Source organism: Xanthomonas sp. WHRI 8393 (assembly GCF_040203315.1).
Classification (GTDB): Bacteria; Pseudomonadota; Gammaproteobacteria; order Xanthomonadales; family Xanthomonadaceae; genus Xanthomonas; species Xanthomonas arboricola.
Genome location: NZ_JBEGGL010000001.1, coordinates 47,300 through 62,778, shown reverse-complemented (window position 1 = coordinate 62,778; position 15,479 = coordinate 47,300). Strand labels below are relative to the sequence as shown.

The 15,479-nt window shown below is 69.2% G+C and carries 6 protein-coding genes; 3 read left to right on the top strand and 3 right to left on the bottom strand.

Annotated elements, in window-relative coordinates; all coding sequences use genetic code 11:
* Positions 1–3: 3 nt before the first annotated feature.
* The 3 genes from ABQ137_RS00235 to ABQ137_RS00225 form a co-directional block, all read right to left on the bottom strand.
* Positions 4–543: a phage tail protein gene (locus ABQ137_RS00235; RefSeq protein ID WP_024940541.1), complete on the bottom strand. Its 540-nt coding sequence runs from the start codon at positions 541–543 to the stop codon at positions 4–6.
* A gap of 59 nt (positions 544–602) precedes the next feature.
* Positions 603–1,130, bottom strand: a complete 528-nt coding sequence (locus ABQ137_RS00230) for a phage tail protein (RefSeq protein WP_104544315.1) — start codon at positions 1,128–1,130, stop codon at positions 603–605.
* A gap of 65 nt (positions 1,131–1,195) precedes the next feature.
* Positions 1,196–1,741: a phage tail protein gene (locus ABQ137_RS00225; protein WP_126967920.1), complete on the bottom strand. Its 546-nt coding sequence runs from the start codon at positions 1,739–1,741 to the stop codon at positions 1,196–1,198.
* A gap of 258 nt (positions 1,742–1,999) precedes the next feature.
* Here ABQ137_RS00225 and ABQ137_RS00220 point away from each other — a divergent pair, with 258 nt between their 5' ends.
* From ABQ137_RS00220 to ABQ137_RS00210, 3 genes are all read left to right on the top strand, one after another.
* A complete protein-coding gene (locus ABQ137_RS00220) occupies positions 2,000–7,222 on the top strand; it encodes a putative Ig domain-containing protein (protein WP_503021173.1) in 5,223 nt (1,740 codons plus the stop codon).
* A 358-nt stretch (positions 7,223–7,580) separates the two neighbouring features.
* Positions 7,581–10,985 (top strand): exodeoxyribonuclease V subunit gamma, encoded by a 3,405-nt coding sequence (gene recC / locus ABQ137_RS00215; RefSeq protein WP_184515092.1) that lies wholly within the window; start codon positions 7,581–7,583, stop codon positions 10,983–10,985.
* A complete protein-coding gene (locus tag ABQ137_RS00210; protein ID WP_349780911.1) occupies positions 10,982–15,304 on the top strand; it encodes a UvrD-helicase domain-containing protein in 4,323 nt (1,440 codons plus the stop codon). Before recC ends, ABQ137_RS00210 begins: the two co-directional genes overlap by 4 nt.
* Positions 15,305–15,479: the final 175 nt, after the last annotated feature.

Below are 15,479 nucleotides of genomic sequence, written 5' to 3'. Positions count from 1 at the left end.
ACGTCAACCGAAGTCTGGGTAGTCGCCGTACAACGCAATGCAGAAGTTCACTGCCAGATAGGGCTGCTGGTTCTCGTGCGCTACGCCATTGCCGGTTGGCAGCAGCGCGGTCGGCGAGAACTGCGTATCAGGCTGCGTCACCGTCACGAATGGACGTGCGGTGCTGCTGCTCATCGTCGACAGTGCCGCACCATTGGCGGGTGTGCCGGTCTTTTTGGTCGAGTCCGCTTGTGAAAATGCGTTGATGCCGTGTTGGTGCGGCGGAATCTGATTGCTCAGCAGGCTCACCCCGGCTGTGCCGAACGTGTCACCACGCTGCCGGTTGCTCAGTCCGCCGCCCTGGCCTTGCTGGCAGCCGGCGCGCGCGCAGAAGTTGGGCAACTGGAACGTACTGGAGCCATTGCCGCCGTAGGCGACACCCAGCAGCGAGTACAGCGCAGTGTTCTGAACGATCGGCAATGTGGCGCCATTGCACAGCGCCCAGCCGACGGGATTGAAATCGAAGCCAAACAGCTGGATTTCGCCGGTATAAGGTTCGGTCATGAACGCATTCCTCCGATGGAACGGGTGGGCGTCGCGATGAGTGCGGTGCGCCTAATCGATCAGCTCTGCTGTGGAAAAATGCCGGCGGTGGAGATGCAGTACTGCACCGTCAAGGTCGGCATAGTGTTGTCGTGCGCCTGTCCGCCGCCGGCGATCGTCGTCGATTGCGTCGCCATCGGCGCTGCCGTGGCACCGGTCGTATCGGTCGCGTAGAACACGTCGCCGGTCACTGTGCCGGGCAGCAATCCCGCAGGCGCGGTCGCGGTGGCGGCAGTGGGTGTGGCGACCAGCGTGTGCGTGTGCGCCGGCATCTGCAGGCTGTCGAGCGTCACCGTTTCGGTGCCAGACGTGTGGGCAATGACGTAGTTGCTCAGACCAGGGCCCTGGCCCTGGTGCAGCGGCACGCGTCCGCGCAGGTCCGGTACCGCAAAGGTGTTCTGCCCGTCACCGCCATAGAGCGTGCCTATCAGCACGAACAGGGTCTCGTACTCGGAGATCGACAGCAGGCTGCCGTCGCACGCCTGCCAGCCCTGCGGGGTGCGCCCGAAGCCGAACATGCGGATCTCGCCGATGAATGGAGTGGCCATGGTGTCCTTCCTGGTCTGTGATGCCGCGCCGTCATCGGCACGCAGCGTGTAGAAGTGCCGGCGAACTAGCTACGCGAGGGAAAGATGCCGGACAGCGCAATGCAGAAATTGATCGTGGTGTAAGGCTGCATGTTTGGATGCGGTTGGCTGCCGCCGGCAGGGCCTACCGACTTCGGGTCCAAGGACACCAGCGTCCCCGGTGCCGCATAGAGCGCAGTGGCCGGACCCGTGGTGCTGGCATTGTTGCCGAAGTTGCGGCCAGAAGGACTGCGGTTATTGCCCGCGGTGCTGGTGGATTCCAGCAGGTGGGTATGTGCGGGCAAATTGCTTGGCAGCAGCGTCACGTTCTCGCTGCCAGCCATCTGGCCCAGTGGCGGTACCGGCGGTTGCCAGCTCGGATCCGTTGACGGTGCGAAGCCGATGGGCGTGCGCCCGCGCATGTCCGGCAAGCCAAAGGTAGTGCGGCCGTCGCCACCGAAACGCGTACCAAGCAAGCTGAAGAGTGCCTGGTTTTGATTGACCGGCAGCAGTTGGCCATTGCACTGCGCGAAATACTTGGGCGCAAACGCAAAGCCGGTCATCATGATCTGACCCAAGAAGAACTCACTCATGCGGACTTCCTTCCCGTAAGTGCAACGCCGACTGCGTGTCGGAATAATTTGCACAGATACATGTCATGTTTGAATAGAGCAAGTCTTAACTATTCAGAATTGGAATGAAGTATTAAGTTTTTGTTCTTTATTCGTTAGTCAGTTCCTGTTCAAATACCCTCGCAATGTCGAAGGGAGCAATCCCACTAGGGCGACGTTGTCTTCAGGCACGAGGATCGTTGCCGGCGCCGGGGATGGCGCGCTCCAGGGGTGTGGACAGTGAATAAGCAACCTAGGTTTCCAGCGGACGCCACCGGCGGCCGCGCACGTTTGGCCGTGATGTTTGTCCTGTTCGCGATGATGCTCTTGGCGCCAGGCTGGGCGATGGCGCAAGCCTCGACCTACTGCCCGACGCTGAACGCCACCGTGGTGCAGGGCGGTTCGGTACAGATCGACGTGACGACCTGCGATGGCACGGGAGCAGACGATATCGGCATCGGCTGGAACGGCGTGCAACCCCCGCACGGCACGCTCGTGGTGCCCAATCCGAGTGGTGCGCAGGGCACGCAGATCGTCACCTACACCCACAACGGTGACAGCGCCACCAGCGATACGTTCCCGCTGGAAGATGGCCGGGGCGACACCATCACCGTCAACATCACCATCACTCCTAACCAGCCGACGCTGTCGATCAACAACGTGTCGGTGAACGAGGGCAATGCCGGCACCACCAATGCCACCTTCACCGTCTCGCTCAGCCAGCCGGCGGGCACCGGCGGCGTCAGCTTCGATATCGCCACCGCCGACGGCACCGCCACTGCCGGCGTGGACTACGTTGCCTCCAGCCTGACCGGGCAGACCATTCCCGCCGGCAGCAGCAGCGCCACCTTCACCGTGCTGGTCAACGGCGACACGCTCAGCGAGCCGAACGAGACCTTCTTCGTCAACGTCAGCAACGTCACCGGGGCGAGCGTGGGCGATGGCCAGGGCCAGGGCACCATCGTCAACGACGATGCGCTGCCCGCACTGTCGATCGACGACGTCAGCGTCAATGAAGGCAACAGCGGCACCACCACGGCCACCTTCACGGTGAGCCTGAGTGCGGCCAGCGGCCAGACCGTGTCGGTCAATTACATCACCGCCGATGGCACCGCCACCGCCGGCAGCGACTACGCCGCCCGCTCCGGCACGCTGACCTTCGCGCCGGGAGTTACCGCGCAGGGCGTGGCGATCACCGTCAATGGCGACACCGCGGTCGAACCCAACGAGACCTTCAGCGTCGGCCTGTCCGGCGCCAGCAACGCGAGCATCGCCCGCGCCACTGGTACCGGCACCATCGTCAACGACGATGTGGTGGTGGTGGTCGGGCCGGCATCGCTGCCGGCGGCGACCGCGGGCAGCGCCTATAGCCAGACCCTGAGCGCCAGCGGCGGCACCGCGCCGTACACCTTTGCCATCACGGCCGGTGCGTTGCCGGCCGGGTTGAGCCTGAGCGCTGGCGGCGTGCTGTCCGGCACGCCCACCGCCAGCGGCGGCTTCAACTTCACCGCGACCGCCACCGACAGCGGCGGCAGCCCCACCAGCGGCGCCCGTGCTTACACGCTGACCGTGGCCGTGGCCACGACCACCTTCCCGGCGACCAGCCTGCCGGCCGGCACCGCCGGCCAGGCCTATTCGAGTGCGCTCAATCCGGCGACCGGCGGCGTTGCGCCGTACACCTACGCCGTCACCGCCGGTGCCTTGCCGGCGGGCATCACGCTCAACGGCAGCAGCGGCGCCCTGACCGGCACCCCCGGCAGCGTGGGCAGCTTCAGCTTCAGCGTGACCGCCACCGACAGCACCACAGGCACGCCGTCGCAGGCCACACGTGGCTACAATTTGACCATCGCCGCGCCGCCGATCGTGGTCGCGCCGTCCACGCTGCCGGCTGCCACCCGCGGCACCGCCTACAGCCAGACCCTGAGCGCCAGCGGCGGTACCGCGCCGTATACCTACGCGCTCGCCAGCGGCACGTTGCCGGCAGGCATCACCCTGGCCAGCAACGGCACGCTGTCGGGTACCGCCACGGTGGAAGGCAGCTTCAACTTCACCGTGACCGCGACCGATGCGGGCAGCTTCACCGGCAACCAGGCCTACACCCTGACCGTGGCTGGCCCGAATCTGGTCTTGCCGGCGAGCACCCTGCCGGCAGGCACGGCCGGGCAGGCGTACTCCGCGGCGATCACGCCGGCCACCGGCGGCACGGCGCCTTACACCTATGCATTGACCGGCGGTGTTCTGCCGGCGGGTGTGGTGGTGGACGCGGCCACCGGCGCGCTCAGCGGCACGCCGACCGTGGCGGGCACGTTCAACTTCACCCTGACCGTGTCCGACAGCACACCCAGCCCGGCGGCGCAGGCCAGCCGCAGCTACACGCTGACCATCGCGGCACCTGTGGTCGTGATCGCGCCCACCACGCTGCCGGCCGCCACCCGCGGCACCGCCTACAGCCAGACCCTGAGCGCCAGCGGCGGCACCGCGCCGTACACCTATGCAGTCAGCGCGGGCAGCCTGCCGGCCGGCATCACGCTGGCCAGCAACGGCACGTTGTCGGGCACCGCCACGGTGGAAGGCAGCTTCAACGTCACCGTGACCGCGACCGACGCGAACACCTTCACCGCCACTCAGGCCTATGCACTGACCGTGGCCGGCGCGAACCTGGCGTTGCCGGCCAGCACCTTGCCGGCAGGCACGGCCGGGCAGGCGTACTCTGCGGCGATCACGCCGGCCACCGGCGGCACGGCGCCTTACAGCTATGCATTGACCGGCGGTGTCCTGCCGGCGGGTGTGGTGGTGGACGCGGCCACCGGCGCGCTCAGCGGCACGCCGACCGTGGCGGGCACGTTCAACTTCACCCTGACCGTATCCGACAGCACGCCCAGCCCGGCGGCGCAGGCCAGCCGCAGCTACACGCTGACCATCGCGGCACCTGTGGTCGTGATCGCGCCCACTACGCTGCCGGCCGCCACCCGCGGTACCGCCTACAGCCAGACCCTGAGCGCCAGCGGCGGCACCGCGCCGTACACCTATGCAGTCAGCGCGGGCAGCCTGCCGGCCGGCATCACGCTGGCCAGCAACGGCACGCTGTCGGGTACCGCCACGGTGGAAGGCAGCTTCAACGTCACCGTGACCGCGACCGACGCGAACACCTTCACCGCCACGCAGGCCTATGCACTGACCGTGGCCGGCCCGAACCTGGCGTTGCCGGCCAGCACCTTGCCGGCAGGCACGGCCGGGCAGGCGTACTCCGCGGCGATCACGCCGGCCACCGGCGGCACGGCGCCTTACCGCTATGCACTGACTGCGGGCGCATTGCCCAATGGCGTGATTGTCGATGCAGCGACCGGCGCGCTCAGTGGTACGCCGACCTTGTCCGGCACCTTCAACTTCACCCTGACCGCGACCGACAGCACGCCCAGCCCGGCGGCGCAGGCCAGCCAGAACTACTCGGTCATCATCGCGGCGGCAACGCTGGTGCTGGCGCAACCGACCCTGCCACCGGCGGTGCGCGGCAGCGCGTACAACCAGGTGATCACGGCCAGCGGCGGCGTTGCGCCCTATCGCTACAGCATCGCCAGCGGCACGTTGCCGACCGGCCTGACGCTGGCCAACGACGGCACGCTGTCAGGCACGCCGACGACGCAGGGCACCTCGTCCTTCACCATCGCGGTGGCCGATGCCGGCAATGCCAGCGCCACCCAGGCCTACAGCTTCACGGTGAGCGATGCGGCGCCGGTGGCGGTAGCGGATGTGGCGGCCACCATGTCCGATGCTGCGGTGACAGTGGCGGTGACCGCCAACGACACCGGCAACATCACCGCGATCGCCATTGGCGCTGCGCCGACCAACGGCACCGCCGTGGTCAACGGGCTGGAGCTGGTCTACACGCCGGCCGCCGGTTTCGTCGGCACCGATGTGGTGAGCTACACGGTCACCGGGAGCGGCGGCACCTCGGCGGCAGCCACCGTGACCATTGCGGTCAATGCGCGGCCGGTTGCGGTGTCGGTGACTGCGGCGGCAGTGCCGGGCGAGGCGCAGCAGGTCGACCTGACCCGCAATGCCACCGGCGGGCCGTTCGTGGCGGCGGCCGTGGTCGCGGTGCTGCCTGCGTCGGCCGGTACCGCCACCATCACCCAGGTTGGTGGTCTCGCCACCGCGGCGGCGGCACGTGCATCGGGCCCGTCGCCGGCGGCAGCTGCAATGGCCGAGACGCCCACCTTCATGCTGACCTTCACCCCGAACCCGGCCTTCGTCGGCCAGGCCACGGTGCAGTTCACCTTGTCCAACGCGTTCGCCACGTCGGTGCCGGCCAACGTGGTGTTCACCATCGCGCCGCGCCGCGACCCCAGCGTGGATGCGGAAGTGCGTGGCCTGATCGATGCGCAGTCCGAGTCCACGCGGCGTTTTGCGCGGGCGCAGATCGACAACTTCCAGCGCCGTCTGGAAGCCACCCATCGCGGCGGCAGCACCTTCAGCAACGCGGTGAGCTTCCAGCCGACCTCGCATTGCCGCCAGGCCGACCGCGGCATCAGTGCGCAGCCGTGCAGCCCGGACACGCAGGAGGCCGACAACGACTTCCGCGATGCGCCGGCAGTGGCCAGCACCGGCACCAGCACTGCGCAGGGCCAGGGCGATCTGGGGCTGTGGGTGGGCGGTGCGATCCGCTCGGGCAGCCTGGACAAGCAGTCCAACAGCAACGGCGTGGACTTCCAGACCGACGGCCTGAGCGTGGGTGCCGATTACCGGGTGGCGCAGTCGCTGGCGATCGGTGCGGGTCTGGGTTGGGGCCGCGACGACAGCGATGTGGGCAGGAACGGCAGCCACTCCAAGGCCACCGCCTACACCATGGCGTTGTATGCCAGCTTCCATCCGGGCAAGGCGTTCTTCTTCGACACCCTGGTCGGCTACCAGCTGCTGTCCTACGACCTGCGTCGCTATGTCACCGACGACGCCTCGATGGCAGAAGGTAACCGCGACGGCAAGCAGTGGATCGCCTCGCTGTCCACCGGTGCGGACCTGCAACGCGGCGAGCTGCAGATCACCCCGTATGCGCGTGTGGATGTGGCGCGCGCCACGCTGGATGGCTATGTCGAAGATGGCGTGGCGCCGTTCGCGCTGCGCTATGACGACATGGACGTGGCCACCACCACCGGCAACCTGGGCCTGCGCCTGGAATGGCGCCGCGAAGTGGCCTGGGGCCGGCTGACCCCGCAGTTGCGCGTGGAATATCAGCGCGACTTCCAGGGCCGCGGCGATGCCACGCTGAGCTACGCCGATCTGAACGGTGGGCCGTTCTACCGCGCGGGCCAGAGCGCGTTCGATCGCAACCGCCTGATGGTGGGCATCGGCGCGGCGTTGCTGACCGAGCAGGGCCTGTCGACGCGGCTGGAATACCGCGGCATCACCGATGGCGACAGCAACAACGATCAGACCTGGATGATCAACCTGGAAAAGAAATACTGATCGCCTCCAGCGTCATGCTCCAAGCCAACGCGATGGGCCGGGCGAAGACCCCGGCCCATCGCTTTTTGTGATGCCGCAGGGGTGTCGCATGGCAGTGCCGGCGCCTGGAGGCGCGTTGGTCGACGACGGCTTGCAGCGATACCGCCGAGCGCCGCGGCCGCACGGCATCGCAGGCAATCGGCAATCTGCTCGTGCCTGCTGCATTCGGGTGCAGTAGCTCCAGCGTGTCGGCCGTCATCGCCAAGGCCGGCCCCGCGTCTACCCATTCCAGTACGGCCCGAACAGCGACACCACTCGCTGCGCACCGGCCCTGGGCCAACAGCGCAGCACGGCCGCATCCGGCACAATGCGCATACGCATGCACGCCACTTCCGCGCCCGATTTCCGCCTCTATCCCTCAAATGCGCTGGATACGCTGGCTGCCTTGCTCGCACAGGAGCTGCGCCGGCCGGTGCCGGAGCAGCCGTTGCTGCAGCCGGAGGTGGTGCTGATCCCGCAGGTGGCGATGCGGCGCTGGCTGCAGTCCACGCTGGCGGCCGAGCATGGTGTGGCGGCCAATCTGGAATTCCTCACCCCCGGCGAATTCGTCGCGCGCGCGCTGGAATGCAATCTTGGCCCGGCCGACGACGATCTGGACATGGCGACCACGCAGTGGCGCCTCTATACCGCCTTGCAGGCCGACCTGGGCAGCGATGCGGCGTTGGCGCCGCTGGCCGGTTATCTGTCCGATGGCGACGCGCTCAAACCCTGGGCGCTGGCCGGCGAGCTGGGCAATGTGTTCGAGAAGTACCAGGCCTGGCGACGCGACTGGTTGCTGCGCTGGGAAGGCGGCGCCGACCCCGATGATCCGCAGGCGCGGCTGTGGCGCAGCATTGCCACCGGCCGGCAATACCGCGCGCGTCGCATCGGCCAGTATCTGGATCGCTACGCACGCCCGGACGGCCCGCTGCCGCAGGGCTTGCCCGGGCGCCTGTTCGCCTTCGCCATCTTGAACATCTCGCCCGACGTGCTGCGCGTGCTGGCCACGCAGGCGCGCGTGGGCACGCTGCATTTCTACCTGCCCACGCCCACGCAAGGTTACTGGGGCGACCTGCAAACCCTGTGGCAGCGCCGTCGCGAAGACGGTGCGGTGCAGCTGTTTGCCGAGCAGGTGCAGGAAAACCCGCTGCTGCAGGCCTGGGGCGCGGCCGGGCGCGACTTCATGGCATTGGTCGGCGACTACGAGGTGGTGCACCCGCTGGCCGAGATCGCCGCCTACGCCGACCCGCTGGAGTCCGGCCGCCGCGCACTGGCCGACGGCGGCCTGGGCGACAGCCTGTTGCGACGCATGCAGAGCGACCTGTTCCATCGCCGCGCGCCCAGCGTGCCTGCGGTGTTGCCGGCGGTGAATCTGCACGACCCCAGCCTGCAGGTGCACGCCTGCCACACCCGTCTGCGCGAGCTGCAGGTGCTGCACGACCAGCTGCGCGCCTTGCTCGACGATGCGCGCTTCGACCCACCGCTGCAGCCGCGCGAGATCGCGGTGCTGTCGCCAAATATCGACCCGTACGTGCCGTATCTGGATGCGGTGTTCGGCAGCCACGGCAACGACGATGCCTTGCCGTACGCGCTGGCCGACGCCAGCCCGTTGGCCAGCGAGCCGCTGGCCGAAGTGTTTCTGAGCTTGCTCGGCCTGCCGATCGCACGCTTCGGCCTGCACGAGATCCTTGACCTGCTCGCCAGTGCGCCGATCGCCGAAGCCGCCGGCCTGGACGAAGCCGGGCTGGAACGTCTGCGCGGCTGGCTGCATGCGGCTGGCGCGCGCTGGGGGCTGGATGCGGCGCACCGGCGCCAGCATCAGGCACCGAGCGACGACGCCTACACCTGGCGCTTCGCGCTGGACCGGCTGCTGCTCGGCCATGCCAGCGGCACCGACGACGATATCGAGGGTGTGGCGCCATGGCCGCAGCTGGAAGGCAGCGCGCTGGCCGCACTGGATATCTTGTTGAAGCTGCTGCGCGTGCTCGAACGTCACCAATCTTTATTGGCCGAGGCGATGACGCCGGTCGAGTGGCGCGAGCGGCTGCTCGGCCTGCTGGAGGCGCTGATGCCAAAAGCGCCCTCGGCACCGCGTGCGCAGCGCGCGCTGGACCGCTTGCGTAGCTTGATCGACCAGTTCGCCCGCGATGCAGTGCGCGCCGAGTACGCAGGCAGCGTGCCGGCCGAGGTGGTGCGCGCGCATTTTGCTGCGGTGCTGGGCGAGTCGGACACGCGTGCGCCGCTGCTCACCGGCGGCATCAGTTTCGGCCGCATGGTGCCAATGCGCTTGCTGCCGTTTCGCGCGATCTGCCTGCTCGGCATGAACGATGGCGACTTCCCGCGCCGCGACCCAGCCGCCGGGCTCAATCGCCTCACCGCAGAACTGGGTACCGAGCGTCGCCGGCACGGCGACCGTTCGACCCGCGAGGACGACAGGTTCCTGTTCCTGCAGTTGTTCGCCTCCGCGCAGGAAGTGTTCTACCTGAGCTACCTCGGTGCCGATGCGCGCGACGGCAGCGCGCGCGAACCGTCGGTGCTGGTCAGCGAGCTGCTGGGCAGCGCCGCGCAGTACCACGCCGACCCGGCGGCAATCGACACGCTGGTGGTGCACCACCCGTTGCAGCCGTTTGCCGCCGCTGCCTTCGGTGCGCCGGGCGATCACGGCGCCGACCCACGCCGTTTCAGCTATCGCCGGCAGTGGCGGCCTGCGGTGGACAGCCTTACCGGCCAGCGCCAGCCGCTGGCGCCGTGGGTGGCCGGCGCGTTGCCGGCCGATGACATCGCAGTGCCGACGAATGTGTCGATCGACGAACTGCGCCGCCTGTTCGCCGACCCGGCCGGGCAGTTCCTGCGCCACCGCCTGGGAATGCGCCTGCCGGATCCGGCCGGCGAAGACAGCGATCTGGAGCCGCTGCTCGCGCCCACGCGCGGGCTGGAGCAATACGGCCTGCAGCAGCATGTGTTCGACGCCGCGCTGGCCGGCGACACCGAGCGGCTCTACGAGCGTCTGCGCGCGCGCGCGTTGCTGCCGTCCGGGCCGCTGGGGCGACGCCAGCTCGATGAGCGGGTGGCGCAACTGCGCCCGTATGCCGAGGCATTCCGGCACTGGCGTGGCGAATCGGCGGCGCAATCGCGCAGGTTGCAGGTGCAGATCGGCCAGACCGAGGTGCACGGCCGTGTGCCCGGCTGGTATGCGAGCGGGGTGGGGCGGGTGCAGGTCGGCGCGCTCAGCGGCCGCAGCGCGATCCGCCACGGCCTGGAATGGCTGCTGCTGCGCGCCGCTGGCGAGCACGCGCCCTATGTGCGCTTCTTCGAAGACGAAGACGGTTTAGGCCCGCATCCCATCGATGCCGAGCCGCTGTCGCAGACGCAGGCGCAGGGCGCGTTGGCTGCGCTGCTGCAGATGTACCGGCAGGGCTTGCAGACGCCGCTGGCGTTCGCGCCCTATAGCAGCTGGAAATACCACCAGGCCGCGCGTAGCGACGACCTGGACAAGGCCATTAAGGAGGCGGCCGAGCAGTGGCAATCCAGCTTCGGCTGGAGCGAATCGCACAGCCCGGAACTGCGCCTGGTCAACCGCGGCCGCGACCCGTTCGCCGATGCGCAGCGCTTTGCCGATTTCGCCATCACCAGCCACCGCGTGTACGACCTGCTCGAGCGCGGCAACGCCGATGCCACGCTGGATCCGGAGCGATTGATCGAGAGCTGGCGCCACTGGCACGGCGCGCAGGAAGAGGCCGAATGAGCGCCAGCCCGGTCACCGACCCGTACCTGGAATTGCCGTTGCATGGCGTACGCCTGATCGAGGCCAGCGCCGGCACTGGCAAGACCTTCACCCTGGCCACGCTGTTCACCCGGCTGGTGGTCGAGCGCGGGCTGCGCATCGGCCAGATCCTCGCCGTCACCTTCACCGAGGCCGCCACCCAGGAACTGCGCCGCCGCATCCGCGAGCGCCTGGTGCTGGCCGCAACCCTGGTCCCCGACGCCCCCGTAGGAGCGGCCCCGGCCGCGACCGAGCTCGCCGACGACCCGTCGCGGCCAGGTCCGCTCCTACACGAAGCGCCCGACGCCTTTGTCGCCACGCACCTGGCCCCTGGCACCGAAACACCCACCGCCCCCGTAGGAGCGGCCCCGGCCGCGACCGACTTCGCCGACGACCCGTCGCGGCCAGGTCCGCTCCTACACGAAGCGCCCGACGCCTTTGTCGCCACGCACCGGGCCACTGGCACCGAAACACCTACCGCCCTCGTAGGAGCGGCCCCGGCCGCGACCGACCTCGCCGATGACCCGTCGCGGCCAGGGCCGCTTCTACACGAAGCGCCCGACGCCTTTGTCACCACGCACCTGGCCCCTGGCACCGAAACACCCACCGCCCCTGTAGGAGCGGCCCGGGCCGCGACCGACCTCGCCGATGACCCGTCGCGGCCAGGGCCGCTCCTACAGGACGCGCCCGATGTGCTGCTTACGCGCGCCATCCTCGCCACCCACCTGGCCACCGGCACCGAAACACCCGCGGCCCTGCGCCGCCGCCTGCAACAGGCGGTGGAAGAAATCGACCTGGCCGCCGTGTTCACCATCCACGGCTTCTGCGCGCGTGTGCTGCGCGAGCATGCGCTGGAAAGCGGCCAGGCCTTCGCCGCACCGGAACTGCTCGCCAACGACCGTGAACTGCTCGGCGAAGTCGCCGCCGATCTGTGGCGCCAGCGCGCCGCCGATGCGGCAATGGCCGAAGACCTGATCGCGCTGTGGTCGGGCGGCCCCGATGCATTGGCCAGCGATCTGCGCGCCTTGGTGCGCCATCCAACGCTGCTGCCGGCGGCAGCCACGACAAACGACGATTCCGCTGCGCTGCTGCAAGCGGTGCAGGACGCCAGTACTGCACTGGCCGCGGCATTCCAGGCGCACGGCAGCGCGTTTTTCGACACCATCATGGCCGCCATCGACGGCGGCATCCTGAGCAAGGTCAGCTACAAGCCCGAGTGGCTAACAGCGTTGTGGTACTGGTTCGACAGCTTCGCCGCCGCGCCATCGATGCACACAACGCCGCACGCCAAGCTGATCAAACTCACCGCTGCGGAACTGGCCGCCGGCACCAACAAGAAGTTCGTCGAGCGCACCCCGGCCTCGCCGCTGAGCCACGAGATCGACGGCTATCTCACCGCGCTGGCCGGTGTCGAAGCATGGCGCAGCCGTCGCCGCATCCGCCTGCTACACGCCCTGCGCGAGGACGCCATTGCGCGGCTGGCATTGCTCAAGCGCCAGCGCCGCGTGCAGACCTACGACGACCTGGTCGATGGCGTTGCGCACGCGCTGGAAGGCGCGCAGGCCCAGGCGCTGGTCACGCGGCTGCGCGCGCAATACGCCATCGCGCTGGTGGACGAATTCCAGGACACCGATGACCGCCAGTGGGCGATCTTCTCCAACGTGTTCGGCGAAGGCCCGCTCGCACGCGCGGCCGGCCTGGAGCCGGCGCTGTTTCTGATCGGCGACCCCAAGCAGGCCATCTACGGCTTCCGCGGCGGCGACGTGCGCACCTATCTGGCCGCCGCGGTCACTGCCGAACTCGCCCCGCCGCTGAGCCACAACTTCCGCTCGCGCCCCGGCGTGCTGGCGGCCATCGACGCGCTGTACGCACAGGCCGGCTACACCGACGCCTTCCTCACCGATGGCATCGCCTTCCACCCGGTGCGGCCCGGCACCAAGCGGCTGGATGCCGACCTGCAACGCGATGGCGCCGCCGCCCCGGCGCTGACGCTGTGGCGCGCCCCGGAACCGCCGCCGCCACCTGCCGCGGCAGCGGCAAAAACCAAGCAAGCAGGAAAGCCCAAACCCTGGAGCGCCAACCGCGCCCGCGAGCTGGCCACCGCCGCCTGCGTGGCGGCGATCCGTGGCTGGCTGGCCGGTGGCCGCGACGGCACCGCCACCGTCAATGGCCGCCCGGTGCAGGCCGGCGATATCGCCGTGCTGGTGCGCAGCCACGGCGAGGCCACGCGCATGCAACAGGCGCTGGGCGCGGTGGGCATCCCCGCCGTGGCGGCCGGCAAGCAGAGCCTGTTCGCCACCGACGAGGCGTTGGAGCTGCTGGCCCTGTTGCAGGCCTTGCTCGACCCGGGCGACGACAGCCGCCTGCGCGCCGCGCTGGCCACCGTGCTGATCGGCGCGGACGCCGCCGCCATCGCCGCACTCGCACACGACGGCGAGCGTCACCGCCGCTGGCAGCAGCAGGCGCTGGACTGGCGCGAGCGCTGGCAGCGCGGCGGCCCGCTCGCCCTGGTCGGCGACCTGGGCGCCGCGCACGGGCAACGCCTGCTCGCCCTAGTCGATGGCGAGCGCCGCCTCACCAACTACCTGCAGCTGGCTGAGCTGCTGCAGGAAGCCGACGCCCGCGCACTCGGCCCGCACGGTCTGGTCGACTGGCTGTCGCGCCGCATCGCCAATGCCGACGACAACGACGAAGCCCAGCAGCTGCGGCTGGAATCGGACGCGCGCCGCGTGCAGATCGTCACCCTGCACAAGAGCAAGGGCCTGGAATATCCGCTGGTGTTCCTGCCGTACATCGGCATCGGCCGCAGCGACAAGGGAGCCGGCCGCCATTGCGTGGTGCATGCGCCGGAGCTCGGCCGCCAGCTGCACTGGAAGACTGATAAAGACGACCCAACCTGGAGCGCCGCCGAAGCGGCCTGGAAGCAGGAACAACGCGCCGAAGACGCACGCCTGCTCTACGTCGGCCTGACCCGTGCCGAGCACGCGCTGTGGATCGCCAGCGGCCCGTTCCACCAGCACGAGCGCACCGCACTGTCCGGCATGCTGCGCGCACTGGACGCACTGCAGGGCGCGGCCGGCGAGGGCGCAGTGGTGGTGGACACGTCCACGCCGCCCACCAACCTGCCGCGCCTGCCGCCGCCGGTCGAAGCGCAGGTGCCGCCCGCGCGCGCGCCACAGCGGCATATCGCCCCGGACTGGTGGGTCTACAGCTTCACCCAGCTGGCCAATGCCGATGCCGGCGCCGCCGCCGACCCGATGGCCAGCGCCACGGTGGTCGGCAGTGGCGGCAGCGACGAGCCGTCCGGCAGCGAGGCCGTTGCGGTGGCCGCCGAGGTCGACGCCTTCGACCCGCGCTTTGCCGGCAACCGCTTCGGCGTGGTGATGCACGACGTGTTCGAGCGCTGCGACTTCGCCGCCTGGCAGGCCTGGCGCCCCGGCCTGCCCGCACCCGAGGGCCAGGCCGCCGCCATCCTCGAGGCGCTGCAGCGCGGCGGCTACGTCGAGAAGGAATGGGACGACGGCCTGGCCATGCTCACCGCGCTGATCGGCCACACCCTCACCGTGGCCCTGCCCGAAGGCACCACCCTGGCCGCCGTGCCCGAACCGCAGCGCCGCAACGAGATGGAATTCCATTTCGCCATGCGGCCCACCCGCGTCGATGCGCTGCTCGCGTTGCTGCACCGGTTTGGCGTGGTCGGCGACCGCCAGGCCTTCGGTGCGCGCCAGCGGCTGGAAGGCCTGATGACCGGTCTGATCGACCTCACCTACACCGTGGACGGGCGCTGGTACGTGCTCGACTACAAGTCCAACCGCCTGCCCAGCTACGACGCCGACGCCCTGGCCCGCGCCATGGCGCACAGCGAGTACGAGTTGCAGGCGCTGATCTACACCGTCGCCCTGCACCGCTGGCTGCGTTTCCGCCTGGGCGATGGCTACGACTACGCCCGCGACTTCGGCGGCGTGCGCTACCTGTTCTGCCGCGGCCTGGACGCCACCCGCAACCCCGCAGCCGACTCTAGTTTCATCCCCGGTTCCGGTTCTGACTCCGGTTACAACTCCGACTCCGTCAACGGCGCCAGCGCCGACTCCGATTCCGACCCCGTCAATGGCGCCAGCTCCATCTCCGATTCGGGTTTCGACTCCGACTCCGGCTTCGACGCCGTCAACCGCGCCACGCCCGCACCCGGCATCCACGCCTGGCGCTTCGACCCGGCGCTGGTCCAAGCCCTGGATGCCCTGTTCGCCGGCAGCGCCCCGGAGCCGACATCCAGTAACCCAGGCACGCCCGATGCCCGCTAGCGCACAGCCCCTTACCGTTGACGCACCAAAGCCCCGCTCCCCCCGGGGCGATAAGGCACTGGTTGCGCGCCACTGGCGCGCGTGCCTTGGAGCGCCCGCGCCGCTGGCGCGGGCTGGGGCGCGGAGCGGGGGTTGGGGTGAGGGTACGTCCGCCGCCGAAGCATCCAAGCCATGA

What these genes read in the sequence shown, in the direction of transcription:
- ABQ137_RS00235 (WP_024940541.1), bottom strand. Translation starts at nt 543, where the DNA reads ATGACCGAACCTTATACCGGCGAAATCCAGCTGTTTGGCTTCGATTTC.
- ABQ137_RS00230 (WP_104544315.1), bottom strand. Translation starts at nt 1,130, where the DNA reads ATGGCCACTCCATTCATCGGCGAGATCCGCATGTTCGGCTTCGGGCGC.
- ABQ137_RS00225 (WP_126967920.1), bottom strand. Translation starts at nt 1,741, where the DNA reads ATGAGTGAGTTCTTCTTGGGTCAGATCATGATGACCGGCTTTGCGTTT.
- recC (WP_184515092.1), top strand. Translation starts at nt 7,581, where the DNA reads ATGCACGCCACTTCCGCGCCCGATTTCCGCCTCTATCCCTCAAATGCG.
- ABQ137_RS00210 (WP_349780911.1), top strand. Translation starts at nt 10,982, where the DNA reads ATGAGCGCCAGCCCGGTCACCGACCCGTACCTGGAATTGCCGTTGCAT.